Raw genomic sequence first — 26,099 nt, 5'->3', positions numbered from 1 at the left:
GGCGTGGGCCGGGCGGGCCGTCCAGTGTCGAGGCTGGTACGCCGGATGCCACCATCCGGCGGGCCTCCTCAAGATCCGTCCGGTGGGGGAGGGTCGGGGCATCCGATGCCAGATCCGACGATCGACGGGGAGCCTCGCGCCATGTCACGTCCGTTCCGTACCCGGGTGGCCGCCACTGCCGCCGCTGGTGCCGCCACTGCCACTGCCACCACTGCCACCGCTGGTGCCGCCGCCGCCGCCACCACCGCCGCCGTTCGGCGTTCGCGTCCGTACCGCGCCGCCGCCGTCACGCTGTCCGCCGCCGCGGTGCTGACGCTGCTGGGGGTCGGCGACTCGAGCGCCCAGGTGGGGAAGGGGGTGAAGGAGTTCGGCCGGGTGTCGGTCCGTTCCGGGGTCCCGGCCGGGGCGCAGCGGTTCGCCGTCAGCAGCCCCGACCTGGTCGACGGCCGCTTCCCGCAGTCGCACTGGGCGAATGCGTTCGGCTGCGACGGTGGCAACCAGCCGCTGCGGCTGGAGTGGCGCGGTGCCCCGGCCGGCACCCGGAGCTTCGCCGTCACCATGTTCGACCCGGACGCGCCGACCGGCTCCGGTTTCTGGCACTGGCTGGTCTGGGACGTCCCGGCCACCGCCACCGGGCTGGGGGCGACTCCGCCGGCCGGCGCGGTGACGGGCGCCGACGATGCGGGCGTGCAGGGCTACCTGGGCCCCTGCCCGCCGGTCGGCGACCGCCCGCACCGCTACCAGATCAACGTCTACGCCCTGGACACCCCGAGCCTCGCGCTGCCGGCCGCCACGCCCGCCGCCGTCACCGCGTTCAGCATGAGCGGCCACGTGATCGGCCACGCGCGGACCACGGTGTCGGCCGCGAGGTGAACACCCTTTCGGTGGAAGGTCGTTGAGGGTCGGTCGACCAACCAAGCTGCCGGGGGCGGCAGCTGAGGCAGACGGGGCCGAACCGGATTGCTTCGAAAGTCAGTTGAGGGGTGCGAGGTGGAGGCCGCCGTCGCTCTCCAGGACGGTGCCGGTGAGGTTGCGGTTGGTCGCGGCCAGCACGACCGCCTCGGCGACGTCCGCCGGGGAGGCGATCCGGCGGGTCGGCAACTGGGCGGCGGCCTGGGCGAAGTAGGCGTCGCGCGCCTCCGGCGGCAGGCCGTTCCACCACGGGGTGTCGACCAGTCCGGGGGAGACGGCGTTGATCCGGCGCGGGGCCAACTCCCGGGCCAGCGGCCGGATCATCGCCTCCAGTGCCCCGTTCACCGCGGCCAGTCCGGCGGTGCCCGGCATGCCGGTGCGGGCCGAGATCGCGGTGACCAGGGTGATCGAGCCGTCCTCGGACAGGTGCGGCAGCGCGGCCTGCACGGTGGTCAACTGCCCCCAGAACTTGGCCTCGAAGGCGCCGCGCAGGGCGTCCAGGTCGAGTTCGGCGAACGGACCCGCGCCCTCGGCGCCGCTCAGCGAGACCACCAGCCAGTCCAACCTGCCGATGGTGGACAGGACTTCGGCGATCTGCCCGCGGTCGCCGCCGTCCGCCCGATGCCCGACCAGCTCCGGGTCGCTGACCGCCAGCGCCTCCAGCCGCTCCTCGGCGCGGCCCACCACGTGCACCGCGGCGCCCCGGTCGCGCAGTTGGCGGGCGGTCTCCAGCCCGATGCCCGAAGTGCCGCCGACCACCAGTGCGGTGCGCTCGCTCATGTGTGCCCTCCCCAGTGCGTGCCCCGGTCCGCAATTTCGAACCGCGACGTCTCGTCTCGAATTAAGGTAGCGTGACCGCCGTGATCGAGCAAGCGCACCAGGACCCGCAGGAACCCGCCGACGGGGCACCGCCCCCCGCCCGCCCCGGCCGCCGCCGCAGCGAGGAGAGCCGCCGCGCGATCCTCGCCGCCGCGTACGAACTGCTCGGCGAGGCCGGGTACGCGCGCCTCACCGTCGAGGGCATCGCCGCCCGGGCCGGCACCGGCAAGCAGACCCTCTACCGCTGGTGGCCCGGCCGGGCGGACGTCCTGCTCGAAGCCGTCACCGCCCACGCCCGGCAGCACATCCCACTGCCCGACACCGGCGACCACGCCGCCGACCTGCACGCCTTCCTCGCCGCCACGTTCGCCGCCGCCACCCCGCCCACCACCGACGCCCTGCGCGCCCTGATGGCCGAGGCCCAGATCGACCCGGCCTTCGGCACCCGCTTCCACGACACCCTGCTGCGCCCCCGCCGCGAAGCCCTCGGCACCCTGCTCACCCGCGCCCACGCGGCCGGCGCGCTCGCCCCCCAGCTCACCCCCGCCACCGCCGCCGAACTCGCCTTCGGCCTGCTCTGGTACCGGCTGCTCGCCACCCGCGAACCGCTCGACGAACGGCTCGCCGCGCTGCTCACCCGTACCCTGCTGCGCTGACCGACTGGGGCCGACCGGGGCCGATCGGGGCCGACCGGCTGACTAGCTGACCGGCGAGTGGCTGGCGGGCTGCGGTCGCCGAGAGTCCGGGGAGCACGGGGAGCCCGGGGGAGTCCGTTTGTTTCCCGCGGATGTCCAGCCGCACCCCGCCCGCACGGCCGCCGAACGGCTGAACGAGCATGGCGGGGTGCCCACCGAAACGCCCTCCCGACCGTCCCCGCCGCCCGGCCCCGCCCGGACCGGACTGCACCGCCTCACCCGCGGCGCCTTCGCCGACCTCACCCCGCTGCGCCACAGCCCTGACTACCGGCGGCTCTGGTTCGGGCAGACGGTCTCCTCGATCGGCCAGCAGATGACCACCCTCGCGGTCGGCATCCAGGTCTACGCCCGCACCGGCTCCACCTTCCTCACCGGCCTGGTCGGCATCTGCTCCCTCGTCCCGCTGGTCGTCTTCGGCCTGTACGGCGGCGCCATCGCCGACCGCGTCGACCGCCGCCGGCTCGGCCTGATCGGCTCCGGCGGCCTCGCCGCGGTCTCCGCGCTGCTCGCCGCCCAGGCCCTGCTGGACCTGCGCTCCATCGTCCCGCTCTACGCCGCCGTCGCGCTCCAGGGCGGATTCTTCGCCGTCAGCTCGCCCGCCCGGTCCTCGATGATCCCGCGCCTCGTCCCGCGCGAACAGCTGCCCGCCGCCAACGCCCTCAACACCATCGGCATGAACCTCGGCCAGACCGTCGGCCCGCTGCTCGGCGGCGTCGCCGTCGCCACGTACGGGGCGCAGAGCGCGTACCTGGCCGACACCCTCGCCTTCACCGCCACCCTCTACGCGATGTGGCGCCTGCCCGCGATGCGCCCGCAGTCCACCACCGGCAAGCGCGCCACCGTCCTGGACGGCCTGCGCTTCCTGCGCACCCAGCCCAACCTGCGGACCTCCTTCGCCGCCGACCTCGCCGCGATGATCTTCGGCCTCCCGCGCGCCCTCTTCCCCGCGATCGTCCTCCCCTTCTACGGCGGCGACGCCGGCACCGTCGGCCTGCTCGCCGCCGCCCCCGCCGTCGGCGCCCTGGCCGGCGGCCTCTTCTCCGGCTGGATCGGCCGCATCCACCGCCACGGCGTCGCCGTCCTCGCCTCCGTCGCCGCCTGGGGCCTGGCCATCGCCGCCTTCGGACTCGTCCGCAACCTCCCGCTCGCCCTGCTCCTGCTCGCCGCGGCCGGCTGCGCCGACACCGTCTCGATGATCTTCCGCAACACGATGATGCAGGTCGCCGCCCCCGACGAGATGCGCGGCCGCCTCCAGGGCGTCTTCATCGTCGTGGTCGCCGGCGGCCCCCGCCTCGGCGACTTCGAATCCGGCACCGTCTCCTCCCTCACCACCCCCACCCTCTCCATCCTCACCGGCGGCCTCGCCTGCGTCGCCATCGTCCTCTACCTCGCCCTCCGCCGCCCCGCCTTCCTCCGCTACGACTCCCGCCACCCCACCCCCTGACCCCTCCCCGACCACCCACCCGCCACACCCCCGAAACCTGGCAGCGAGCACCCCCCGACGTGCTGTATTGTTTTCCACGTCGCCGGGAGACCGGGGGCACGGTCAGAAAGCCGAGAGACCCGCGAGGGCCACTGGGCGGACGACCACGGGACGTGGCGCAGCTTGGTAGCGCACTTGACTGGGGGTCAAGGGGTCGCAGGTTCAAATCCTGTCGTCCCGACCGGCATTTTCGCAGGTCGGAGGCCGTTCCTATCGGAATGATAGGGGCGGCCTTTTCCGTTGGTGGTCGCAATGTGGTCGTGAACGCTCGTTCACATCGCCCTCTTGAGGCCATCTGTGCAGGCTGAGGGCCTTCTTGTCGGTCGTGGCGGGGTGTTTGCTTACCCGGCCGGGCATTCGGTCGTCGTCGATCGAGGGCCTGTCGACTCTTCGGTGCGGATATGGGCGCGGTTTCGCGGGAAAACGGCATGCCGAAAGTACCTGCGGCGCCAGGTGTTTTGACGGACCGCATGTTTATCGGGTGCAGCTGTGGGCGGGGTGCTGGTTGTCCGGTCCTGTCGGTTGTGACGGTTCGGCCTGCCGGGCCGGCTGCGGCGCTGTGGTTGTCAGGCCGCGTGGCTGAAGAGCGGGTTCGGCAGGGGCCTGCTGTTCGCGAGAGCGTCGGCGCCGTACCGGGCGCGGGCTTCGACGAGGTGCAGCCTTGCCTCGATGGTGTTCACCGCGGCCATGGCGACTTCCCAGGTGAGGTGGCTGTAGATGTTCGCGGTGGTGGAGAGGGTGGAGTGCCGCAGGGTCTTGGAGATGACGGCCATGGAGACGTTTCCCTCCAGCGCGATGGTGGCAGCCAGGTGGCGCAGGTCGTGGATGGTGACGTGGGGGAGTCCGGCCTGCTTGCGCAGTTCGTGGAAGCGTCGACGGACCGCGGCCGGGTGGAGGGGCTTGCCGTGGGCGTCCTGGAAGACGTGGCCGTTGGCGGTGGCGGTGCCTCGGTCCATAGCGCGCTGGAGGGCTGCGGCGACACGCTCCGACAGGGGCACCCAGTTGCGGCTCTTCTTGGTCTTCGGCGCGGTCAGGACGAGTTCGTGGTTGTCGATCGCGGAGAGGGTGTGGCGGATGTACATGACGCGGTCGTTGATGCGGACGCACTGGCGTTGGAGCCCGAGGGCTTCTCCCTTGCGCAGGCCGGTGCCGACGATGACCTCGAACAGGTCGGCGAAGGCGGGGTCGACGTCGCGGCAGTGGGTGAGGAAGGCGACGGCCTGCTCGGCACTCCAGGGCACTCGCTCGTCTGCGAGAGGTCGGCGCATGGGCAGGGGCTGGGCCGCGTTGAAGGGGAGGAGGTGGGTGCGCACGGCGCTGCCCAGGGCGCTGGAGAGCGTGGCCAGGCAGTGGTAGACGGCCTGGCGTCCGCGGCCTGCTTCGAGCTGCTCGTGCGCGTAGGCGGCGATGTGGTCGTGGGCGAGTTCCTCCAGGCGCAGCTTGCCGAACACAGGGATCAACTCGCCGAGCACGTAGGTGCGGTAGCGGGCGTAGGTGGTGGGCTTGAGCAAGAACTCCATGCCCTTGAGCCACTTGGTGAGGTAGGCGGCCACCGTCTCGTGCGGGTCGGCGTCGAACCCCAGCCGGCGGCCTTCGAGGAAGCGCCGCAGCGCCGTCTCGGCGGCGAAGGCGTCCTCGAAACCGCCGCGGCGCACGGTACGCCGGCGGCTGTTGAAGGACGGGATGTCGACGGCGAAGGTCCACGTGCCGTGCCTGTCGTCGGCAAGACGCGGGCACCCGGCGCCGAGCTGGCGGCGATCCGCGTCACGGCATCCGCACCGACGGTAGACCCGGCCCGGCCGCCGACCTGAACTGCGCATTCTCGTCTGTCTCCTGCGGTTCCGACTTCCTGATCAGCCCGCGAGGCTACAGATCCCGCGTCCGGACGGCCGACTGCGACCACCATGCGATCACCAACGCGAAATTACGGCTCTGACCTGGGACTTTCCGTGAGGGCCCGCAGTGGGCTGGCGTGTTTGGTGCAAGATTTGGAGCGGGCTGTTGGCCAGGCAAAGCGGTCACCGTGGGCAGCGGCAGAGGAGGTCGCGGGCGGGGCGCCAGGGGTCGAGCGGGGTCAGGCGGACGGCGACGTTGTCGCGGTCGGGGTCGTCTTCGCCGGATTGTGCGGCGACGGTCTTCTCGAGGTCCCAGTTGGTCGCGCAGTGTGAGGGGGCGAGCAGGAGGCCGTCGGCGATGCGCATGACGTAGCGGATGAGGGTAACGACGGCTTTGTGCGGGGCGTCCTGGATGGGGCCTAGAGCGTGTCTCTTTGATGGGTTGAGCAGTTGATCGGATATGCCTGTCCGGCTGGTGATCACTGATGTGATGTGGGACCGGATCGAGCCGCTGATGCCTGTCGATCCGGTCCGTGGACGACGGTGGGCCGACCATCGCCGGACTCTGGAAGCCATCGCGTGGAAGTACCGCACCTGCTCACCCTGGCGCGACCTGCCAGAAGAGCTCGGACCATTTCAGACCGCGCACAAACGCCTGATCAGGTGGGCCATGGACGGCACCTGGGCACGGGTTCTGGCGGCGTTACTTGCAGTGGCGGATGCCGATGACGAGGTGGGCTGTACGGTCGCGGTGGACTCCACCGTCTGCCGGGCTCACCAGCATTCCGCCGGAGCCAGGAAAAGGGGGCGCCCGGCCGGTCCGAGCCCGAGGATCACGCCCTCGGACGCTCCCGTGGTGGCTTGAGCACGAAGGTCCACCTGGCCAGCGACAGCCGGGCACGACCTCGTCCATCCATGTCACCGCGGGCCAGGCCGGTGACGCGCCGGCCTTCGAGGCGGTCATGGCCGGAATCCGGATTCCACGAAGCGGGGTCGGCAGACCAAGAACCCGGCCCGCGGTTGTCCTCACTGATCGCGCCTATTCTTCCTGCGCGATCCGTGGGCATCTCCGTCGCCGAGGTATCCGGGCCATCACTCCACAGCCCGCAGACCAGGTCGGCCACCGCTTACGCCGAGGCCGCGCCGGAGGCCGCCCGCCCGGATTCGACGCCGAGGCGTACAAGGAGCGCAACACCGTTGAACGGTGCATCGCCCGGCTCAAGCAGTGGCGCGGCCTGGCCATGCGAACCGACAAGCTTGCCATCGCGTATCAGGCTGCATTCCATCTGGCTGCCATCCTTATCTGGGCTCGTCGCTGACCAGGCATGACGACGTGCCACCGAGCAGAGAAACGCGGTGGTCCCGGCCTGCAAACACCCATAACATCCGCCTATGGCCGAGAACATCAGGATTGCAGGCGACGAACATGATGCAGAGGCTGAAAGGGAGCTTTCCTGGCGGGCCAAGTCCGTCGGCCTCGCAGCGCTTGACATAGACGACGCCGAGCTCATGCACAGCTGGAGATCCGACCCCGTAGCCGCCCACCAAATAGGCATCTGGCCACGCTCACTCACCGCCGTGCGCGAGCGCATCGAGCGCGACATCGAAGACGACGATCGCGACGACTTCCTCATCCTCCCTCCCGGCAGCACCCCTGTCGGCTACGTCGCACTGACCAGCCAGAACATCGTCAACGGCACAGCCCAGGTCGAGCTGATGCTCGCTGCTCGACATCGCGGGCACGGCCACGGCACCGCCGCCCTCGACGCCGTGGTGGATCTAGCCTTCGGCGAGCTCCCGATGTATCGGCTCACGGCGGAAACACACACCGACAACGCCCCCGCGCTCGCCGTCCTTGCCAAGTCCGGTTTCACCCAGGAAGGGATCAGCCGCGCCGCCTGCCTCCACCGCGGCCGCCGCCACGACCTCGCCGTGTTCTCGCTACTCCGCCCCGAGTGGGAAGAGCTAGCCCGGCCTCGTGCCTGGGACGCCTGACCGGCAGAGCACTATCCAACACTCAGTCCGGCCAGACGCCACCATCCTCAGGGCATCAAAGAGACAGGCTCTAGGGGCAGCAGGCCGCCGGCCTGCCGAAGCGGACTCGCAGGTCGCACTCCGCCCCCTCGCCGTCGCACCCGCCCGGCATGTGCCCGCCTGGTGACCGAGGAGCGTGGAAAGGGCCGCCAGGGCCCGGTCGCGGTGGCAACCGCGATTTCGTGATCGGCGTGGTGAGGCCGGCCGACGGCCCTGCCGACAGGGCCAAACCGACCCCGGCCCGGGCAACGGTGGCGGCCCGGATCAGCAGTCCGTCGGGGGCTGTCACCAACCCTTGTCACGCCCTGTGACCGGTACCAACACACCCCCGACCCCCCACCCGCTGCCCATCGCGACAGCCGCCCCGGCTGCCACGCCCGTGATGTCCGTGGGACGGGGAACACTGGAGTGGTGCCCGCCTCGTTTTCGTCTTCGTCCTGGTCCTGGTCTTCGCCGTCCCCGTTCTATGCGCCGGTCGTGCTCGCTGAGGAGGAGGGGGGTGCGTGGTGATGGTGGAGAAGGACCTCGAAGAGCCGCAGGACCTGGACCTGCTGGAGATGGCGCTGTGCGCGGCGGCCCGGACGGGCAAGCGGGTGGTGGTGGACCTGTCGATGGTCGACTTCTTCTCCTCCGGCGTGCTGGATGCGCTGCTGGGGGCCGGGCGCCGCGGGCGGGCCCCGCTGTGGCTGGCCGGGCCGCTGAGCCCGACCGCCCTGCGGCGCCTGGAGCTGACCGCGGCGGCCGGCCTATTCCACCTGACCGGCTCCCTCCGAGAAGCCCTCACCCTAGCCACAGGGCAGTCCGGCCCCGCCCCCGCCCCCAACGCCCGGTAGAGCCCGCGCCTTTACCAAGGCGTGAAAGACTGCTTACCCGGCCAGGCCCTGGGGAAGGCGGGTGAGCGTGCCCCCCACTGCCCCGTCCGATCCAGACCCCGCCGACGCGCTGCGCATCACACCCCTCGACCCGTCGGGGCCCGTGCGGGTGGTGCGCCTGGAGGGCGACCTCGACTTCCACACCGCCCCCCGGCTGCAATACGCGCTGGCCGCCGCCACCGGCGCGGGTGTCCATGCCCTCGTGCTGGAGCTGTCCGAACTCGCGTTCTGCGACTCCGTGGGCCTGCAGGCCCTGATCACCGCCTGCCTGACCACGGGCACCGGCAGCATCCCCGCGGAACTCGCCGCACCTCCCACCCACCTGCGCCACCTCATCGAGCTCAGCGGCCTGGAACGGCTGTTCACCATCCACGACACCGCTCCGGGCACGACCGCCTGACACCCCGCCCCGCTCGACACGCCCACAGCAGCTCCCGGCCCGGCCGACGCAGGGGGCAAGAGGGCGGCGGACGGGCGGAGGCGCCCCGAGCTTGTTGTGGCCGTGGGGCTGGTAGCCGGTGGCGTCCTTGAGGACGCCGGTGACGATCCGCAGGGCGATCCCGGCGGAGAAGCCGACCATCACCGCGTTGGAGACGAACGCCGGCACCACGCCCGGACGCAGCGCGCCGAGCCGAGGTTGTTATAGCGGCGCTGGTCGGCCACCCGCACCCCGCGCCGGTGCCTGGAGGGCGCCCGGTGGGCGTAGGGGGCTTTCGTTTCGCCGAAGGCCTTGCCGCACGCGGTCAGCCCTTCCAGGCCCCGGCGGAACTCTTCGCGCTCGGGCTCCAGCACCCGAGTGAAGATTCGCCCGGAGCCTCCGTAGGCTCTGCCGGCAGCTTCGGTGGCTTCGGTGGCTGGGCACTCCTCCAGGGTGCCCTGAGCGCGTCGGCGGAGGCAGTCGTCCGACCATCACGCTGGCGAATCCCGTTACCACGCAATCCCCTTGATGCATCCTTGACCGGCGCACGGGTGAGTCGACTAGGCTGAATTTGGCATGTCCACTCGAAGGGTGGGGTTCGTCGTGGCGATAGAACCGCCGGGTCCAGTGGCCGCGCTGTTCTCTTTACGCCGGCACGACCTGCCCGGAGACGGGAGAGGGCGGCATCCTCGAACTCGCTACCCGTGTCGAAGACTTCGCGGAAGGCCGGACACCTCGCACCAGGACGCCACCGCTGACCCGAAGAACCTTTCCGAGGGCTGTCGGGGCATCTCCGCAAGACGGTGGCCGCCATCCGGGCGGAGGGCGTCGAACACTCACATGTCCGAACTCCTGGCCGTCCCCCAGGTCGTGGCTATCGTTCCTCCCACGGCATGCGGAACGTGTGCACAGTCATCGTCATCGACGGCGGACGTGACGTCCAGGATCCCCGGTGTGGCCACAACTCCTTTGGAGAAGTGCTCCCTTGGTGCTAACGCCCTGTCACGGCGCACCCGGGCGCTGGGCCTGAGCGGGACCGGTTCCTTCCCCTGCTCCGGCGACGTGCCGTCAAGACAGACGTCCGCTGCTGACCTTCCGGCCGACGGCGACCGCCGCGTGGCACAGGGGCTGCGAACCGCTGTCATCGAGCGCCGGCCGCTTCACCGAGGCCGAACGCCTCCTGGGCTACAAGCTGACCCTGGACCAGGGCTCCTACAACCCCGGCGGCGACCCCACCTCGGCCGGCACTCACGACGGCGGCGGTGTCGTGGACGTCAACGTCGACGGCATGACCAGCGCCACCCGCACCGCCGTCGCCAAGGCCCTGCGCCAGGTCGGGTTCGCCGCCTGGGTCCGCAACCCCAGCCAGGGCGACTGGCCGTGGCACATCCACGCCGCCGCGATCAACGACACCGACCTGTCCACGCAGGCCCAGAACCAGACCGGTGACTACTACCTCGGCCTCAACGGCCTGGCCAACCACGCCGCCGACGACGGCCCCCACGTCCCGATCCAGACCTGGGAGGAGTACCAGCGTACGCACTGACCGCGCGCCACCTCCCGAGCACGAACAAAGCACACGTCCACAACACGTCACGAAAAGAGAGAGCCATGAAGAGCATACGCGCCACGCTCACCGTCGCCGGTACCGCCCTGGCCCTGGCTGTTCCCCTCGTCGGCGCCACCTCCGCGCCCGCCTTCGCCGCGTCCCGCGACGGCGTCTGCAACAGCGGCGAGTTCTGCTACTACTACAACAGCAACGAGGCCGGCTCGGTCTCCGACTTCACCGGCTCCCTCGGCGACTACGGGACCACCCAGCCGACCTGCTACGAGTTCAAGGGCTCCGGCGCCGGCCAGGGCGTCTGCATCAAGAACAACGCCGCCTCGGTGTGGAACCGCACCGGCAAGACCGTCCGCGTCTACTTCAACAGCGGCTACGCCGGTGCCAGCCAGGACTTCGCCCCCGGCGCCAAGGGCAACCTCAACGCCACCCTGAAGAACAACAACGCCTCGCACCAGTTCCTCGGCAGCAGCGGCGGCGGCAGCCAGAGCCCCACCAACGACTTCGACCACCGCAGCCGCGGCTTCGCCGCCAACAACTGCACCGCCTTCGCGGCGTACCGCATCGCCAGCCGCCTCGGCGTCCCGAGCTTCAGCAACTCCTGGGGCGGTACCACCTGGGGCAACGCCGGCACCTGGGACGACGCCGCCCGCCGCGTCGGCGTCACCGTCAACACCACCCCCACCGTCGGCGCTATCGCCGTCAACGACGTCCACAAGGTCGGCCACGTCGCCTACGTCAACGCCGTCCACTCCGACGGCTCCTTCGACGTCGAGGAGTACAACTGGAACAACCCCCTCGCCTACGGCACCCGCACCCACGTCCACGTCAGCAACGCACAGGCCGACTTCCAGTGGATGCTCCACTTCTGAACGACCACCAGCAGGACACCGGCCCACCCCGGCCGATGACGGCCCCGCACCAGGGGTGACCCGGTGAGCGTGCAGGTCGCGGCGGTGTGACCAGGCCCGCCCGGGCCGCAGCAGTACATATCGAAGCCCCGCCGAGCGGGTGGCCTTTGCCGGCAGCCCCCGCCCGACGGGGCTTCGACATGCCGCCGATCAGCTTGTTCCCCAACCTCTGCGATCTTGGTGTTCGGTCATGGTGAGGTCGCGCTCAACGGTTTTGCCCACATCGTGGGGCGGTGACGGCTGGTTCCTCCGGGTGAACGCCCGGCCCGGGCACCAAGCCGCCGATCACCTCACCGCGAACAACGGGTGTGCGTGGAGGCCTTCGGACGGCCGTTCACGCACGGCGGGGATAGGAACCGTCCGGCTGGTGCACACGACCCGTCCCCGCCCAGGCCGTGGTCCGGACGAATCCGGGTCGACGTGCGCCCCGGCCCGCCGCACCGCACGTTGGAGAAGAAGGAGTTCGGATCGTGGTTCCTCCCGTCGGGGCCTGCCGCAGCGTTTCCCCCGAGCAGTGCGTCGCGGCCCTGCGCGCGTCGTTCGCCGAGGCCACCGGATGGACGGCCGACTCGGCGCTGCTGTCCGTGGGAGCCGAAGCCGCCCAGCTCGGCCGGGTCCTCGTCGCCGAACGCGCACCGCTGCTGTCCTTCGACGGCACCCAGGACGGGCCCGAGTACGGCGAGCCGTCCCTCGCCCGCATCGCCGCGAGCCCATGGCTGCTACCGACCCTCGGCCTGCCCCCGCTCCCGTTCGCCCTCGTGAGCGGCCATCCGCCGGAGCGCACCGGGCAGTTGCTCCGGGACCTCGACGCCGTCCTGGAGCAGAACGCCGTCGTCGTGTTCGTCGAGAGCCGACCGGTGCCCGACCTGCTGAGCTACGCCCCCGCGATCAGCGCATCCGCCTTCCGGCGGAAACGGGCCGTCGCCCTCGCCCACACCGCCTGCACCACGGGCTCCTTCACGGCGCTCTCCTTCCACCACAGCGCCGCCCTGACGGCCGCACGCCCCTGACCCACGGCAGGCGGCGGGCCCCGTCCGCGCCGCGCCTCCCGCTCCGTGTGCGCCGTTCACCTCCGCCGTACGCCTGTTCATCCGTGCGGTGGCGCGGGATGGTGTCGCTGTCCGGGTGCTGTGGAGAGGTCGCGGCTGAGAGAGGGGCGATGCATCAACCTGCCTTGATCAGTTGGCTGTTGGTGCTCCTGAGTGGTGCGGTCTGCGTGTCGTGCCTGCTGCGGAGCCCGGCCCCGGCCGGTGGCCGTCCGGGCTGTGCCGCGCAGGGTCCGACGGTCCGTGCGGGGGGCGGGCTCGTCGCGTTGGGGATGGCGCTGTGCTCCCTGCCTACGGGGGCGGTCCCGCTCCTGTCGGCACCGGTACGGGTAGCGGGGTGGGCGGGACTCGGCGCCGCGTTCCTCATCGCTGTGGCCCGGTCCACTGTCCGAATGCCGCGCGGCCCCCGGGCCGCGCCCCATCTGCACCACGCCGTCGAAACTGCGGCGATGCTCGCGATGGTGGCACCGGCCGCCCGTGCCGGACACCCCATGGCAGGCATGTCCGCGCCGATGCCCCCCGCGGCACTCACCGTGCTGTTCCTGTTCTACTTCCTCGCCGACACGCTGTGGACCGCCGCCCGGGTAATGCGCCACGGACCGGTCCTCCACGCTTCCGCACAGCCAACCGGTTCGTCCGCCGGACGATCGTCACGGCTGGTGATGGACCTGTCCATGTTCACCATGCTGCTGGCGGGCTGAGCAGCCGGCTCCGCGCTCCTGCCCCGAGATTCCGAAAATCCGAAGCCGCGTGCCCGGACCTCCGGGCACGGCCGACCGGAAAGGCCCGCTCATGGCACACGTCCCGCCCCGTCCCGACCTCGACGACCGCCGGGCCGCACAGCCCGCCACCGAACGACCCCTGCTCGCGCTCGCGGGCGGCTGCGGCTGTGGTCCAGGCTGCGGCTGCGGCTGCCAGTCCGGGTCTCCCTGCCAGTGCGGAGGCTGACCCGGTCCACATCCCGCTGTCCTGTCCTGTCCGCCCCGGCTCCGGCGGGGGCGGACCCGGCCCGGTGTGCCCCGTCCGCGCCCGCCCGCGGCCTCGCGCCGCGCTCTGCGGCCCGCGGGGTCAGCCGTCGCCGCCGTCGGCGGTGAGGGTGGCGAAGGCGATGGTGTTGGCGCGGTAGGCGTGGGCCTGGTCGTCCCAGTCTCCGCAGGTGATCAGGCGCAGTTGGGGGGTGCTGGTGGGGCCGTAGACCTGTTGGGTGGGGAAGTCGTCCTTGGCGTAGGAGCGGACGGCGTCGACGGTGTAGGTGCGGTTGTGGTGGTCGGTGGTGGTGAGGGTGACGCGCTGGCCGGGGCGCAGGTCGCCGAGGTGGTAGAAGACGGCGGGGCCGGTGTGCGGGTAGTCGACGTGGCCGGTGAGCACGAGGGGGCTCTGCCAGGTGGCCGCGGTGGTGTACCAGCCGGCCCGGTCGGGGCGGTCGGGTGGTTGCAGGACACCGTTGCCGTCGGTGGTCAGGGGATCGAGGTCGGCGTGGAGGCCGATGTCGGGGATGTCCAGTGCGGTGGGGGTGGGCGGTGGCCCGGCCGGCTGGGAGGGCGGGGCGTCGGCCGGGGTGATCGTGCCGGCGGCCGAGGGCGCGGGTGCGGTCGGCGGGGTGTTCTGGTGGGTGGCCGCGAAGGAGAGGGCGAGGCTGCCGGCGAGCGCGCAGGCGGGGGGGAGCGCCACGGCACGGGTGCCGTGGCGCTCGCCGCCGGGTGGGGGCGGGGTGTTCACGTCCGGACGGCTCAGTTCTCCGCAGTGGCCGTGGCTGCCGCACGGGAGGCGGCGGAGGTGCTCCTGCGGCGGCGCGACCACACGAGGGTGCCGGCCGCGGCGGCCAGGGCGCTGGCCCCGCCGGCGATCAGCCCGGCGTGCTGGACGCCCTGGGTGGAGCCCGCGCCGGCGGCGATCGGGCCGATGGGCATCACCGGGTGGCTGGCGTCGGTCCCGGCGAGGGTCTGGAACCAGAGGAAGACGTTGGTGGGGATGGGCGCGGTGACACCGGAGTTAGGGTCGGCGGCCAGCCGCTTGAGGGTGGCGAGGTCCTTGCCCTTCTCGATCTCCTTGAAGGACTCGGGGTTGGTGACGCCGACGACGTAGACGGGCCACCACTCGGGACGGTCCATGTTGCGGTCGGCGATGATGTGGTCGTGCCCGGGCAGCGGGACGTCCTTGAGCTGGTCGGCGGGCTTGCCCAGGGCCCCGGCCAGGCGGGAGAGGTCGATGTTGTCCGGGTGGTCGATGCAGGGGCCGGTGGGGCACTGCACCGGCGGCGCCGGGCTGAAGAGCGGGACCGGGATGAACAGCGGGTCGACGAACTGCTCGGAGGCGGTGCCGGGCGGGAGGTTCTTGAACTTCTCGCCGACCTCGCAGCCGTTGGAGGCGCCGGAGGTGACGGCGGTGTCGCAGAAGAAGTTCTGGGTGTAGAGGAACTTGACGTCCTTGCCCTCGTACCAGCCGTCGGTGACGCCGATGTTGCGGCACAGGTCCTGCGGCTCGCCGGTCGCGCACTGGTTCTTCAGCGGCTGGATCGTGCGCTCGCCCACCGGGCCCGGCCCGAAGCCGGTGTTCTTGCCGCCCTTGTCGCCCATGCCGTCGGCGAAGGCGAGCCCGCTGCCGGCGGCGGCGGTCAGCAGGACGGTGGCGGTGCACGCGGCAAGACGCGCCACACGGCTCTGTACGAGACGGTTCATCAACGTTCCTCTCAGGTCTGCTGTGTCCCGGAGGGTCTGGGCGCGGAGCCGCACGGCCGTCCGGGATCCCGGAAACCGTTCGGCGGAGATCCGCGTCCACGGCTCACTAACAACTACCTGGCGTGTGCGCATACTGCCTCACGGTGATGGGCGTTCCGGGTGGTCCGCGGATTTCCCGGTGGACGGCACCCCTTGAGGGCGGGCGGGCGGTCGGACTTCTCCGGGATCACGATCCGGTTGTCGTGTGAGGAAATGCCGACGGTGGTGGCCGCCCAGGATCCGCGCTGCACCACTGCCGGAGCCGCAACCTTCTTGAGGACGGATGGGGCTGTCCCGAGGGCCGGGCGATACCGACTGTCGTAGGGGCGAACTTCAAGGTGCGGGCGGCACATTCGGCCGAACCCGGCGGGCGACCGCCCCGCCGGGTTCCTAGCGTCGCAGGTAGCGGGCGGCACCGGCCGTCCGACCGAACGAAGAGGTCGACGATGAACAAGCGTACCGCCCGGATCACCGCCGTCTCCCTGCTCGCCGCCGCTCTGGTGGCGGTTCCTGCCACCGGGTCCGCCTTCGCGGCCGGGAGTCACGTGGAGGGCTCCTACAGCCACGAGACCTCCGCCATGACCGAGCACGTCTCGTACACGGACAGCGAGCACTACCAGTACAGCGAGACCACCTGGGGCCCGTCCCGCTACGGCTACAGCCAGGGCTACGGTTACGGGCACGGCCTGCTCGGCCTGGGGCTGATCATTCTCTGACGTCGCCCGGCCTCGGTGGGCCGGGGACGGGACCCGCGGTGCCAGCCGGCCGGTCCCGTCCCCGAGGTGCGTGAGAAGACCGGACCCGGTTCCACGCACACCCGCTCTTCGGGGCGGCGGACCCACAGGTTTGGTCCCGTCCCGCAGGGTTCACCCTTGCGGCCGACTGCTGCCGCTGCCGCCGGGGCTCGACGAGCCGCCCCGCACCGGCAGCAGCCCCCCTGGCGCGGTTCCGGACAGCCCGCAGTGTGGTGGCGGCCCGCTCCGGTGAGCCGTTCGGTGGAACCCGCCCATGACGCAGGGTGCTGACGGCGTGTGCAGCCCGCCTGTTGTCGAGACCGTGCGTACATGAACGCACCCGCCCGTACGACGGCGGATGCCCGACCGCAGGTCCGGAACCCCGGTATCCGGCGGGCCCCACCCAGGAGTTGGACACCCGCCATGCGACTTCCCGCCCCGACCCGCGCGCGCCTGACGCGCCTGGCCGCCTGCACCGCGAGCGTCACGCTCGCGGCCGTCTCGACCGTCGGCCTCGCCTCCGCCGACACCCTCACCCGCGCCGTCGGCGACGGCTTCGGCCCCTCCCCGATGGGCGAGCGCACCGTCCAGCCGCTCGTCAACCCCTGTCCGACCGGCGAGCCCGAGGACGTGTGCCGCAACATCGGCGTCACCGACGGCTGGTGGAACGGGCACGACGTCAAGTTCCTCTACACGCAGAACTTCTTCTGCGACCCCGGCGTCGACTCCGGCGCCGACAGCGGCTGCGAGGTCGGCGAGAAGTTCAAGAACGTCCCGCCCGGCACCACGTCCGAGGAGTTCACCGACCCGCTGTTCATCCCCGTCCCGCTGTTCAACCCCGCCCCCACCAACCTCCAGTGCCCGGCCGGGCCGTGCGTGGACCACCCGATGACCATCGACCTCTCCCGCATCGCCGGTGCCCTCGGCGCTTCCCCCGATGCGCTGAAGAACGTCCCCGTCCCCGGCCACGACCACATCATCACCCACCGCAACAAGGACCGCCCCGAGTGGTGGCCCGTCTACGTCGTCGGCGTCACCAACCCCGACTCCTTCGCGAAGATCCAGCAGGGCAAGGACCTCGCCACCGCCACCCGCCTCGCCCAGGACCCGAACGCCGGCGTCACCGCCCCCATCCCCACCAACCTGTTCCTCTGGTTCCAGACCCTCGCCGGCACCAGCGACGACTGCCCGCCCGACACCGACCAGCCCTACACCGCCCCCCGCAGCTGACCCACCCCACCCCTACGGTCCCCCGGTACACCCGGAACCGGACCGATCGGGGGCGGGACGCCACTTCCAGGCGCCGTCCCACCCCCGGCCCGTGCCGTCGGCCTCCCCGCACACCGGCACGGACACTCCTCCTTCGCAGCCCCGACGCAAACGGCCTGCCCCCCAGCTTCGGCACCACCCGAACGGCCCCGTCCCGGTGCCATACCCCAGCAGGCCATATCCGGTCGCCGGTGCCGTTGTCCGCTCCCTTCGAGAGGAACCGTCCGGCATCGAACCGGATCGTCGGCGGCCGGTGCCCGAGCACGTGGACCCCAGATAGGCCGCGCCGGGAGCGGTACCCGCCGCTCCCGGCGCGGGCGCGTCAGCCGGTGGCGGACCGGCGCCGTAGGACCAGGCCGTACGCGAGGTCGCCGACCAGGAACGCGGCCAGCGTCACGCCCAGGACAGGCAGGACCCAGCCGAGGGCGATCACCAGCGGGACGCCGACGAGGAGGGCCGGGAGTGGCAGTTGGCGCCAGGTGCCGCGGGCCGGGGCCTTGCCGACGCGGGCGGTGCGGTCGGCGCGGGTGGGGCGGCGCTGCCACCACATCCGGTAGCCGAGGACGGTGATGACGCTCAGGCCGATGGCGAGCGCGGCGAGGACGAGTTCGTTGACGAGGCCGAACAGGCGGCCCATGTGGCCCTGGACGCCGAGCTTGGAGAGCTTGGCGAGCAGCGGGTAGTCCGCCCAGCGGGTGCGGTCGGTGACGGTGTTGGTGGAGGTGTCGACGGCGACCTGGTCGTAGTGGACGGGCCAGGTGTTGTCGGACTGGGCGACCGTCCAGGCGGTGCCGGGTCCGTCGGGCGCGGTGATGGTGACGGTGCCGCCGAGCCCGGCAGCGCGGGCGGTGGTGAGGGCGGCCTGGAAGGCGGCCGGGTTCGGATCGGCCGGGTTGCCGGTCGTCCCGGTGTGGCCCTCGTGCCCGGCGTGCTCGCCGCCGGTCGCCGCGGGGGCAGTGGTGCCGGGCAGTGTCGCGTCGAGTTCGGGGGCGTGGCCCTTGGCCGCGTCCAGGAGGCGGCCGAAGCGGCCGCCCGCGTAGTGCGACCAGGTCAGGCCGGTGGCGGAGAGGAACAGCAGCCCGAGTGCCAGCCAGACGCCGGTGACGGCGTGCCAGCTGCGGGTGCGGCGCACTCCGCGTGCCGAGCGATCCGGCAGCAGCACGCCGCGCGCGGTGGCGGCGCGCTGCCCGCGGGCCCGGGACAGCCACAGCGCGAGGCCGCCGAGGACCACCACCCACAGCCAGCTCGCGGCGGTCTCCGAGTACAGGCGGCCGACCTCGCCCAGGTGCAGGTTGCGGTGCAGGTCGTCCAGCCAGGTGGACAGCGGGGTGGAGCCGAACCAGGTGGTCAGGTCGCCCTTGACCTGCGCGGTGTACGGGTCGACGAACACGGTGCGCTGCTTGTCGCCGAGTTCGGGCAGCGACAGCACGACCCGGGTGGTGTCGTCCGGCCCGGGCGGGGTGATGACGGATGCCAGCGTGCCGTCCGGGTAGACCGAGCGGGCCGCGGCGACCTGCTCCGCGAGCGGCTTCACGTCACCGCCGGGGTGGTCGACCGTCAGGTAGCTCGCGTAGACGAACCGCTCCAGCTGGGGCGTGAAGGTGTACAGCAGGCCGGTCACCGCCGCGACCAGCAGGAACGGGGCGACGAGGATGCCGGCGTAGAAGTGCAGCCGGGCCAGCAGGGGGCGCAGCGCACCCCAGGAGCGGGTGGGCGCGGCTTCTCCCGCCCCCGGGGCGGGGGCGTCGGAGGGGCGTTGTTCGGTTGTCGAAGACATGCGGGGTTCTTCCCTACGGGTCGCGCGCCCGCGTCGGGCGCGGTCAGGCGTCGGACGGTCGCTCGGGCCGCACGGGGCGGCCGGGCCGGAAGCCGCGGGTGCGGCGTCAGGCCGGGGCGACCGGCGGACCCCTCCGGGGCAGGGAGCGGGCCAGCAGCACGCCGAGCGCGCAGCCGGTGGGCGTGGGGAGTACCGGCCGCCGCCACGCGGGCAGGGCCGGGGGTGCGAACAACCGGGCGAGCAGCGGGAAGCGCGGGCTCGGCAGCAGCGCGGCCAGCCCGAGGGAGCGTCAGGAGGCGTCCGGAACGGTGGTCACACGAGGGTGCGCCAGTAGTACCAGAACCTGTTGAGGACCAACAAGACCACCAGCAGGTAACCCAGTGCGGGGGCCACCCAGTGCCAGCGGGCGAGGGCCGCGACGCCCGGGCGCCAGCGGGTCGGCAGCGGGATCGCGCCGGTGCGCAGGTTGTGCAGGGTGGTGTACCAGAACAGGGCGATCACCGAGGCCCACACCACCGTGCAGTAGGGGCAGACCGCGCCGATCCGGTACAGCGTCTGGTCGATCAGCCAGGACACGAAGCCGAGGCCGAGTATCGTCCCCGCCTGCAGGCCGAGCCAGAACCAGCGCGGCAGCCGGGCTCCGGTCAGCAGGACGACGCCGACGGTGACCACCACGGCGAACGCGGCGACCCCGATCAGCGGATTGGGGAAGCCGAACGCGGACGCCTGGGCGGTGCGCATCACCGAGCCGCAGCTGAGGACCGGGTTGATGTTGCAGCTGGGTACGTAACGGGGGTTCTCCAGCAGCCGGATCTTCTCCAGCGTCAACGTGATCGAGGCGGCCAGGCCGAGCGCGCCGGCGATGAGCAGCAGCCAGCCCGTCGGCCGGGCGGAGCGGGCCGGGGCGGGGGCTGTGGTGTGCGGGGTGTGTTCGGCCAGGTCGGCGGTCACTTGGCGCCGCCCACAGCCTGCTGGACGAGGGCCTTGTACTGGTCGGCGGTGACGGGGGCTCCGGTGCCGCCGAAGACGTTGAGCTGCTTGCCGTCGAGTTTGAGGGTGGGGGTGCCGCTGACGCCGCTGGAGGCGAACTGCGCGGAGACCTTGGCGGCCCAGGGGGCGTAGGTGCGCTGGTCGACGGCGTCGGTGAAGACGGGCGTCACCAGGCCGGGGACGTTCTTGACGAGGTCGAGCAGTTCGTCGCGGCTGCCGAAACCGTCGCTCTGCTCGTCGGGCTGGTGGGCGTAGAGGTAGTCGTGGAACGCCTTGAACTTCTCCGGGCCCTGGTCGAGGGCAGCGCCGGCGACCTCCAGGGCGGTCTTGGAGCCGCTGCCGCCGAGGCGGTCGTCCAGGAAGGTCGCCAGGTGGTACTGGATCTTGTAGGTGCCGTCGTCGGCGAACTGCTGGATCGGCGGCCCCGGCGGAGGTCTCCAGCTCCTTGCAGATCGGGCAGCGGAAGTCCTCCCACACGTCCAGGGTGTGCTTCGCGTCGGCGTTGCCGTAGACGATGACGGTGCCGTCCTGGCCGGTGGTGTGCGCCGGGACGGTCAGCGGGCCGGCCACCGCGGCGTCCCCGCCGCCGTCCGCGGTGCCGATGGCGACGGCTATTGCGGCGAGCACGGCGACGGCGGCGCCGATCGAGACGCCGATGCGGATCCTGCGGCGGCGCTGCTCGGCCTGCTTCTGGCGGGCGCGTCGGGGTAGGGCAGGCCCAGCAGGCGGGCGGTCTTGTCGAAGCACTCGCCGGCCGCGTCGTCCAGGGTGTCGCCGAGGTGGAGGATCGGGTCGCGGGCCAGGTCGCGTACCAGGAGCAGCGAGGTGTGGCCGCCGGAGACGATCAGCACCACGCAGGGGCCGGGCAGCGGCCCGCCGTCCAGGGTGGCGGCGGCGACGTGTCCGGCGAGGTGGTGCACGCCGTACAGCGGCACGCCGAGCGAGAACGCGTAGCCCTTGGCCGCGGCCAGTCCGACCTGGAGCGCGCCGGACAGGCCGGGGCCGGTCGTCACGGCGACCGCGCCGACGTCGGCCAGGGTCAGCCCGGCCCGGTCGAGGGCCTCGCGCACCACCGGGGCCATGGCGTGGACGTGGGCGCGGGCGGCGATCTCCGGCACCACGCCGCCGAACCGGGCGTGCTCGTCCATGCTGGACGCCACCGCCGCGCCGAGCAGCCTGCCGCCCCGGACCAGCCCCGCCCCCGTCTCGTCGCACGACGACTCGATCCCCAGCACCACCGGCGACCCCGACATCCCCACGCCCACTTCCTGCCATTGATATGCACTTGCACATATTTTGCAATAAGAACGGTGAGGATGTGGCCGGGTGCGCGCCCGCCGGACGGATCGCACGGTCTATTGCATAGAGTGCGCAAGTGCATACTTTGTGCAATAGTCTGGCGGTGTGGCCAACTCGGTGATCGCCGGTCATCCGGTCCAAGCGCGGGAGTCGGGTGCGGGTGCGGTCCTGCCCCCCGCCGAGCGCCCGGACTTCGGCGTGCTCGTGCGCGACGAGGGCGCCGACCGGGTGGTGTGCCACGTGTGCGGTCGCGGCTTTCGTGCGCTGGGCTCCCATCTGCGGGCGCACGGCCTCAGCGCGGCCGAGTACCGCACCCGGTACGGACTGCGCAGGCGGCGCTCCCTCAGTTCACGGGAACTGAACCGAAGCCGCTCGACGCGCCAGACGGCGGCGTACCGGACCTCCGCCGAGATGCGGGAGAACTTCGCGGCCGGCCAAGCCATGGCCCGCTCCGGAGAACTGGCCCGAGCGGCAGTACGACAAACCTCCCGGTCCGTTCCGGAAGAACTGACACGCGCGCGGGCGGAGCAACTGCTCGCCGGGCGCCGCACCCGCTCCGCCCAGGCCGGCGCGCGGGCGCGGGAGGCTGCTGCGCGCCTCGGATTCGCCACCCTGCCCGATGCCCTGGCCGAGCTCTACACCGGTCGACAACTGAGCATCGAACAGGCCGCACGGCAGCTGGGAATCGGTCGCGTCACCTTGCGCGACCTGCTCGCCGACCACGGCATCCCGCTCCGGCCCACCGGCGTCAACTCCCCGGCCGGGCGCCGGGCCAGGGTGACCATCAACGACGAGCGGACGGCACGGCTCGTCGGCACCACGGACATCGCCGGATGGCTGCGGGAGCGCCGGTCCGCCGGTGCCACCCTGCGGGAGCTGGCCGAACAGACCGGGCGCAGCATCCCGTGGATCGTCGACCGCCTCGGGAAGTGACGCCACCGAGTCACTGCCCGGCGAGGAACCGCCGAGACGGGGCGCCAGCTGATTACCCATCCCCGAGGCAGGGGAGGGTAGCCGCCCCAGCGGCTTCCGGGCCTGTCCCGCGGCCCGGCCACGTTGCGCCCGGTTGCGGCCCCATTGTCTGCCGAGCCCGTCGATCTCGACGGCCACGAGGAGCAAGAGCCGGACGACGCGCGACGTTGAATGGGTTCCTCTTCGGAGCCAACGTGCTGGGGTACCACGGACGCGCTCCCGCTGTGGTGCAGTTCGCCCGGGACAGGCGCTGTCGGGGCCGTTGTCCGAGCTGCCGGATAGGCTCACCGGTCGAGACTGATAGGGGAGTTGGGTGCGCGACTCTGTGCTGACCGCTGATGTTCCGCTCGGCCCGTTCGACGGCCATCTCGTGCCCGTCTTCGCGGCGAAGGGCAAAGCCGCCAAGCTGCACGCACACCTGCGGTGCTCCCGGCTCCGCGCGGACGGGGCGGTGGCGTCCGAGGCGCCGCTGAATGCCGCGACGATCGCCCGGATGTGCTCCGTCTGCGCCCATCAAGGGGATTGGGATCGTCCGGACAGCGGTGTCGGCCTCTTCCTGCGTGCGCTCGGCGGCTACCGCGGGCTGCTCTCCCAGCTGCAGGAGTACACGGAGGCGGATCCGGACGACGAAGTCACTCAAGAGGAAGCCGAAGGCGCCGCGCAGGTCCTGCGCGCCGACCCGGTTTCCGAGGAGGACGAGACCTACGACCAGGATCAGGACGCCCGCGACGACGCGGAGCAACTCCGGGACGTGGCGCTGTCCAGGTGGCGTGACGCCGCGGACAGCCTCCACTTCGCCGAGAGCGTCGTCGCGAAGTTCCCCTGGCTCACCGACTGGGCACGACCGAAGGCAGCGCTGAAGGAGGAGCGCCTCCAGACGCTGCGCGAACGAGCGGGACTGTTCGTCGATGCGACGGGCCTGCTGGAAGCAGCGGCGGCCGCGAGCCTGGAAAGGCCCGAACTCCCCACGGAAGACGAAGCATTCAGCGCCATCGGCGACCCCAAGGAGATCGCCGGGCGGCTGCGGTCGATGTGGTCCCGCTGGCAGAGGGCAGCGGCGGACGCATGGGCACTGCCGGGCGACCACCTGGTCACCTATCAGGCCGTCGGGGGAATCAACTCACGACGCAAAGGCCATGACGAAGCCCACCGTGCGGCCGCCCGGCTGCTGGCTTCCTGGGAGGAGGAGGCACGCCGGGTCGCCCGCATGTCGGACCCGGACGTGACGGTGACGCTGACCGCACACCTCCAGGAACCCCCGGATGAGGACCCCTACGCGCAGCAGCGTGAGCGGGGGCTGCTGGGCGGCCTCGACCACTGGACGATCGGCGTCCTGATCGCCTACCTGACCGGCGCCGACTGGGGCCGGCGCAGGCTCACTGTCCGCGCACCCCGGCTGATCGCCGACCAACTCCTGGCCCGCACCGCGTTCGTGCGGTGCGAGCCCGAACCTCCCGGCACCCCGATGGCTGCCGACGACGCGAGTCCTCTGGGGCCGGGGGTCTTCGACGACACCCCGGTGCACCAGCGCCGCCCCCTCACCGCCGAGCACGTGCGGCTGCTCAGCACCGCGCCCGGTGCCGAGGACCAGCTGTACACCGTGTTCTCCACCGACGCCGGAACGGAGGTCGTGCCCTTCAAGGAATTGGAGCGGCGTGCGGCTGGCGGCTGGCGAGGCGTCCTGCTCGCCGGCTCCGCCGACCTGCCCGCGGCACTGATCGAGCCCTGGTCCGAGGCGATCGGCCAGCGCCCCGAGGAGCCCTCCCCCGTGTGGCGGGAGCGGACGCGTGAACCTGACGATCCGCTGTTCGGTGAGCGGCTGGGCCTGGTCGCCGGTGCCGAGCGTGCCGCCTGGCTGGTCTCCAGGGACAGGCCCTGGCTACGGGAGTTCAACCTGCGGCTGCTCGCGACGGCCCGCGGCGTGCCCGACCTGCGCACCCTGGATTCCGGCTACGACCGGGCCGGCCGCTCGCGCAGCCTTCCCCGCGCGGTGTGGCAGGGACTCCTCGCCCACGGCCAGGACCTGGACCTGGAACCGTTCGAAGCACCCGACGACAGCACCTGGAAGCGCAGCGGGAGCGGCATCCCGCTGGGAGTCCTCGCCCAGGTCCAGGTCTACGCGGTCAACGCAGACCCCCGCTACCAGGGCAAGGGACACTCGCCGTTCTGCTCCCACGTCCGCGAACGCGGTGTCACCGCGGACGACGACCTCCTCACCGTCGCGGACCTGCTCGGCGACACGAAGTTCGACTGGTGCAGCAAATGCGGAGGCTACGCGATCCGCCGCCTGACGGACACCCAGCTCGCCCACTACCGCGCCGCCCACCGCCTCCACGACATCGCACAGCAGCTGGACCCCGACCGTGGCGGATACGACCCCGACCGCCTCGGACAACTGGTGGAGCAGCTCCTGGAACTCGAGAAGTGGGACCCCGACGCCGACGACCACTCCTACGGCGAGGACTCCCGTCGGTGGCACCGGATCGTCCGCGAGCTGCTGCTCCGGGCCCGCTCCGCCCAAGCCGGCCAGCCCTGAACCCTCCCTCGACCAACTGCCTGACGAGGCCCCCAACGGACAGCCCCCTGTCACCGCACGCCCTCGGGCCGCAACTGCTCGCCCGGCTCACCGCACCGCTGCGGCAAGCCGGATGGACGCAGGACGAGACCTGGTACGAGGACGAAGAGGAGGGCGAAGGGCCCGGCACGGGCCCCACCTGCCTGGAGTTCTCCCGCTCGAACTTCCACATCGCCCTCACCGTCGCCCAGATCCTTGTCCTCGTCAGGTTCGGCGGAGTCGCTGTGGAGGAGCCAGCAGCCGTGGATGTCGGCGAGGAGGTCTTCGAGGAGGTCGCGGGCAGGGCGTTTGGGGTCGAGGGGGGTGAGGCGGACGGCGACGTCGTCGAGGTCGGGGTCGTCGTCGCCGGTGTGTTCTGCGACGGTCTCCTCGAAGTCTTCGAGTTGGTCGTGCAGGGCGACGGGGTCGAGGAGGAGGCTGTCGGTGATGTGCATGGCGTGGCGGACGAGGGCGATGACGGCTTCGTGCGGGCTGGCGGCGTCCTGGATGAGGCCGAGGACGATGGTGGGGGTCTCGTGGGGGAGTGCTTCGATAGTGTCTGCTTCGAGGACGACCTGGGTGGGGTGTTCGCCGGAGGATTCGGCGGCGGAGAACAGTTCGGTGGGGCCGAAGGGGTCCTGCTGGAGGAGCCGGTCGGCGGCACTGTCCTCTTGCAGTCCGGAGCGGCAACGAATCCGAGCACATCGGCGTCGCCGGAATCCGTAGAGCTCCGGCCGGTGAGGACGCCCTGCTGGACCTTTCAGCTCCGTTGAGACGGCCCTCGCTCGGCAGCCGGCTCCGCCGGGGCAGTGGAGGGTGGACGGGTGCGGTAGAAGGCGGTCACACCGGTGGGGTCGTCGAGGTGGGGTTGGATGGCGCGGCGGAGTGGTTCCATGCGGCGGGGGAGGGGGTGCCAGCCGGGTTGGCCGGCCATGTCGGTGTTGAGGTCGTGGACGGCGCGGGCGTAGGCGCGGGCGAGGCCGCGGAAGTGGAGGGGGAGGCCGGGGCGGGGGTGGCCGCTGGGGGCGATGCTGACCCACAGGGCGTCGGTGGTCTCGTTGCCGGGGCCGGGGGGTCGGGTGGCGTCGCGGACGGTGAGGCGGGCGCGGGCGGTGAGCCACTGGCGCAGCGCGGCGCGGGTGGTGGCGGAGAGGGGGAGGGTCTCGGTGACGGGTGGGGTGCGGGGGTCGCGGTGCTGGGG

At 71.9% G+C, this 26,099-nt stretch carries 23 protein-coding genes, 1 tRNA gene and 4 pseudogenes; 17 read left to right on the top strand and 11 right to left on the bottom strand.

Going from position 1 to position 26,099, the window contains the following annotated elements:
- Positions 1-141: 141 nt before the first annotated feature.
- Complete coding sequence (locus tag K353_RS29800) at positions 142-873, top strand: YbhB/YbcL family Raf kinase inhibitor-like protein (RefSeq protein ID WP_233533915.1); 732 nt, start codon at positions 142-144, stop codon at positions 871-873.
- A 99-nt stretch (positions 874-972) separates the two neighbouring features.
- Here the strand turns inward: K353_RS29800 and K353_RS29795 are convergent, their stop codons facing one another.
- Entirely contained in the window at positions 973-1,692 is a 720-nt protein-coding gene (locus K353_RS29795) for an SDR family oxidoreductase (RefSeq protein ID WP_111556611.1), read from the bottom strand.
- 80 nt (positions 1,693-1,772) lie between these two features.
- Between K353_RS29795 and K353_RS29790 the strand changes: the two genes are divergently transcribed.
- The 3 genes from K353_RS29790 to K353_RS29780 all read left to right on the top strand — a co-directional run bounded on the left by K353_RS29790 (position 1,773) and on the right by K353_RS29780 (position 4,090).
- The gene (locus tag K353_RS29790) at positions 1,773-2,387 is read left to right on the top strand and encodes a TetR/AcrR family transcriptional regulator (protein ID WP_111556651.1); all 615 of its coding nucleotides are present in this window, start codon (positions 1,773-1,775) and stop codon (positions 2,385-2,387) included.
- 187 nt (positions 2,388-2,574) lie between these two features.
- A complete protein-coding gene (locus K353_RS29785; RefSeq protein ID WP_111556610.1) occupies positions 2,575-3,870 on the top strand; it encodes an MFS transporter in 1,296 nt (431 codons plus the stop codon).
- Between the two features lie 146 nt (positions 3,871-4,016).
- Positions 4,017-4,090 (top strand) — tRNA-Pro (locus tag K353_RS29780).
- A gap of 385 nt (positions 4,091-4,475) precedes the next feature.
- Here K353_RS29780 and K353_RS29775 read toward each other — a convergent pair.
- On the bottom strand, positions 4,476-5,564 hold the full coding sequence (locus K353_RS29775; protein WP_158585519.1) for a site-specific integrase: 1,089 nt from the start codon (positions 5,562-5,564) through the stop codon (positions 4,476-4,478).
- A gap of 363 nt (positions 5,565-5,927) precedes the next feature.
- Complete coding sequence (locus K353_RS29770) at positions 5,928-6,110, bottom strand: hypothetical protein (RefSeq protein WP_111556608.1); 183 nt, start codon at positions 6,108-6,110, stop codon at positions 5,928-5,930.
- Between the two features lie 94 nt (positions 6,111-6,204).
- Here K353_RS29770 and K353_RS29765 point away from each other — a divergent pair.
- From K353_RS29765 to K353_RS34570, 8 genes and pseudogenes are all read left to right on the top strand, one after another.
- Positions 6,205-7,063: pseudogene (locus K353_RS29765) on the top strand (IS5 family transposase).
- Positions 7,064-7,136: 73 nt separating this feature from the next.
- Positions 7,137-7,739, top strand: coding sequence for a GNAT family N-acetyltransferase (locus K353_RS29760; protein WP_111556607.1), 603 nt, complete (start codon positions 7,137-7,139; stop codon positions 7,737-7,739).
- A gap of 542 nt (positions 7,740-8,281) precedes the next feature.
- Positions 8,282-8,611: an anti-anti-sigma factor gene (locus K353_RS29755; protein ID WP_111556606.1), complete on the top strand. Its 330-nt coding sequence runs from the start codon at positions 8,282-8,284 to the stop codon at positions 8,609-8,611.
- Positions 8,612-8,678: 67 nt separating this feature from the next.
- A complete protein-coding gene (locus tag K353_RS29750; protein WP_158585518.1) occupies positions 8,679-9,050 on the top strand; it encodes an STAS domain-containing protein in 372 nt (123 codons plus the stop codon).
- A gap of 1,306 nt (positions 9,051-10,356) precedes the next feature.
- Positions 10,357-10,614 carry a hypothetical protein gene (locus K353_RS29745; protein WP_199528286.1) on the top strand — a complete coding sequence of 86 codons (258 nt, stop codon included), beginning with the start codon at positions 10,357-10,359 and terminating at the stop codon, positions 10,612-10,614.
- A gap of 65 nt (positions 10,615-10,679) precedes the next feature.
- Positions 10,680-11,501: a CHAP domain-containing protein gene (locus K353_RS29740; protein ID WP_111556604.1), complete on the top strand. Its 822-nt coding sequence runs from the start codon at positions 10,680-10,682 to the stop codon at positions 11,499-11,501.
- A gap of 509 nt (positions 11,502-12,010) precedes the next feature.
- Positions 12,011-12,550, top strand: a complete 540-nt coding sequence (locus K353_RS34575) for a hypothetical protein (protein ID WP_158585517.1) — start codon at positions 12,011-12,013, stop codon at positions 12,548-12,550.
- Between the two features lie 98 nt (positions 12,551-12,648).
- Positions 12,649-13,287 (top strand): DUF5134 domain-containing protein, encoded by a 639-nt coding sequence (locus tag K353_RS34570; RefSeq protein ID WP_370447681.1) that lies wholly within the window; start codon positions 12,649-12,651, stop codon positions 13,285-13,287.
- 367 nt (positions 13,288-13,654) lie between these two features.
- Here the strand turns inward: K353_RS34570 and K353_RS29725 are convergent, their stop codons facing one another.
- Complete coding sequence (locus K353_RS29725) at positions 13,655-14,257, bottom strand: sortase domain-bontaining protein (RefSeq protein WP_158585515.1); 603 nt, start codon at positions 14,255-14,257, stop codon at positions 13,655-13,657.
- 59 nt (positions 14,258-14,316) lie between these two features.
- The gene (locus tag K353_RS34565) at positions 14,317-15,264 is read right to left on the bottom strand and encodes a hypothetical protein (protein WP_158585514.1); all 948 of its coding nucleotides are present in this window, start codon (positions 15,262-15,264) and stop codon (positions 14,317-14,319) included.
- Between the two features lie 485 nt (positions 15,265-15,749).
- Between K353_RS34565 and K353_RS29720 the strand changes: the two genes are divergently transcribed.
- A complete protein-coding gene (locus tag K353_RS29720) occupies positions 15,750-16,019 on the top strand; it encodes a hypothetical protein (RefSeq protein ID WP_111556601.1) in 270 nt (89 codons plus the stop codon).
- A gap of 441 nt (positions 16,020-16,460) precedes the next feature.
- A complete protein-coding gene (locus K353_RS29715) occupies positions 16,461-17,267 on the top strand; it encodes a hypothetical protein (RefSeq protein ID WP_111556600.1) in 807 nt (268 codons plus the stop codon).
- Between the two features lie 361 nt (positions 17,268-17,628).
- Here K353_RS29715 and K353_RS29710 read toward each other — a convergent pair whose 3' ends face one another.
- The 5 genes and pseudogenes from K353_RS29710 to K353_RS29690 form a co-directional block, all read right to left on the bottom strand.
- Complete coding sequence (locus tag K353_RS29710; protein WP_111556599.1) at positions 17,629-19,083, bottom strand: PepSY domain-containing protein; 1,455 nt, start codon at positions 19,081-19,083, stop codon at positions 17,629-17,631.
- Between the two features lie 312 nt (positions 19,084-19,395).
- Positions 19,396-20,034, bottom strand: coding sequence for a vitamin K epoxide reductase family protein (locus tag K353_RS36190; RefSeq protein WP_233533914.1), 639 nt, complete (start codon positions 20,032-20,034; stop codon positions 19,396-19,398).
- The gene (locus K353_RS36185) at positions 20,031-20,432 is read right to left on the bottom strand and encodes a DsbA family protein (RefSeq protein WP_370447682.1); all 402 of its coding nucleotides are present in this window, start codon (positions 20,430-20,432) and stop codon (positions 20,031-20,033) included. The genes K353_RS36190 and K353_RS36185 overlap by 4 nt, the downstream gene beginning before the upstream one ends.
- Before the next feature lie 79 nt (positions 20,433-20,511).
- A pseudogene (locus tag K353_RS37335) lies at positions 20,512-20,643 on the bottom strand (thioredoxin domain-containing protein); the annotation flags it as partial.
- Positions 20,644-20,693: 50 nt separating this feature from the next.
- A pseudogene (locus tag K353_RS29690) lies at positions 20,694-21,326 on the bottom strand (tRNA (adenosine(37)-N6)-threonylcarbamoyltransferase complex transferase subunit TsaD); the annotation flags it as partial.
- A gap of 151 nt (positions 21,327-21,477) precedes the next feature.
- Here K353_RS29690 and K353_RS29685 point away from each other — a divergent pair.
- The 3 genes from K353_RS29685 to K353_RS34050 all read left to right on the top strand — a co-directional run bounded on the left by K353_RS29685 (position 21,478) and on the right by K353_RS34050 (position 25,671).
- Positions 21,478-22,305, top strand: a complete 828-nt coding sequence (locus K353_RS29685; protein ID WP_111556597.1) for a MucR family transcriptional regulator — start codon at positions 21,478-21,480, stop codon at positions 22,303-22,305.
- Between the two features lie 352 nt (positions 22,306-22,657).
- The gene (locus tag K353_RS29680) at positions 22,658-24,880 is read left to right on the top strand and encodes a hypothetical protein (RefSeq protein WP_111556596.1); all 2,223 of its coding nucleotides are present in this window, start codon (positions 22,658-22,660) and stop codon (positions 24,878-24,880) included.
- 281 nt (positions 24,881-25,161) lie between these two features.
- Complete coding sequence (locus tag K353_RS34050) at positions 25,162-25,671, top strand: hypothetical protein (protein ID WP_146616605.1); 510 nt, start codon at positions 25,162-25,164, stop codon at positions 25,669-25,671.
- On the opposite strand, the pseudogene K353_RS36180 reads toward K353_RS34050, so the two are convergent.
- Positions 25,659-26,099: pseudogene (locus tag K353_RS36180) on the bottom strand (hypothetical protein); the annotation flags it as partial. The gene K353_RS34050 and the pseudogene K353_RS36180 overlap by 13 nt on opposite strands.

The organism is Kitasatospora sp. SolWspMP-SS2h (genome assembly GCF_003259315.1).
GTDB classification, from domain to species: domain Bacteria; phylum Actinomycetota; class Actinomycetes; order Streptomycetales; family Streptomycetaceae; genus Kitasatospora; species Kitasatospora fiedleri.
Note: the sequence above shows the minus strand (reverse complement) of the source record. Positions and strands in the feature narration are given on the sequence as shown.

Coding starts and splice junctions, on each gene's coding strand:
- K353_RS29760 (WP_111556607.1), top strand. CDS start 7,137: ATGGCCGAGAACATCAGGATTGCAGGCGACGAACATGATGCAGAGGCT.
- K353_RS29770 (WP_111556608.1), bottom strand. CDS start 6,110: ATGCGCATCGCCGACGGCCTCCTGCTCGCCCCCTCACACTGCGCGACC.
- K353_RS29745 (WP_199528286.1), top strand. CDS start 10,357: ATGACCAGCGCCACCCGCACCGCCGTCGCCAAGGCCCTGCGCCAGGTC.
- K353_RS34570 (WP_370447681.1), top strand. CDS start 12,649: ATGGTGTCGCTGTCCGGGTGCTGTGGAGAGGTCGCGGCTGAGAGAGGG.
- K353_RS29715 (WP_111556600.1), top strand. CDS start 16,461: ATGCGACTTCCCGCCCCGACCCGCGCGCGCCTGACGCGCCTGGCCGCC.
- K353_RS29720 (WP_111556601.1), top strand. CDS start 15,750: ATGAACAAGCGTACCGCCCGGATCACCGCCGTCTCCCTGCTCGCCGCC.
- K353_RS29710 (WP_111556599.1), bottom strand. CDS start 19,083: ATGTCTTCGACAACCGAACAACGCCCCTCCGACGCCCCCGCCCCGGGG.
- K353_RS29740 (WP_111556604.1), top strand. CDS start 10,680: ATGAAGAGCATACGCGCCACGCTCACCGTCGCCGGTACCGCCCTGGCC.
- K353_RS34565 (WP_158585514.1), bottom strand. CDS start 15,264: ATGAACCGTCTCGTACAGAGCCGTGTGGCGCGTCTTGCCGCGTGCACC.
- K353_RS29795 (WP_111556611.1), bottom strand. CDS start 1,692: ATGAGCGAGCGCACCGCACTGGTGGTCGGCGGCACTTCGGGCATCGGG.
- K353_RS29800 (WP_233533915.1), top strand. CDS start 142: ATGTCACGTCCGTTCCGTACCCGGGTGGCCGCCACTGCCGCCGCTGGT.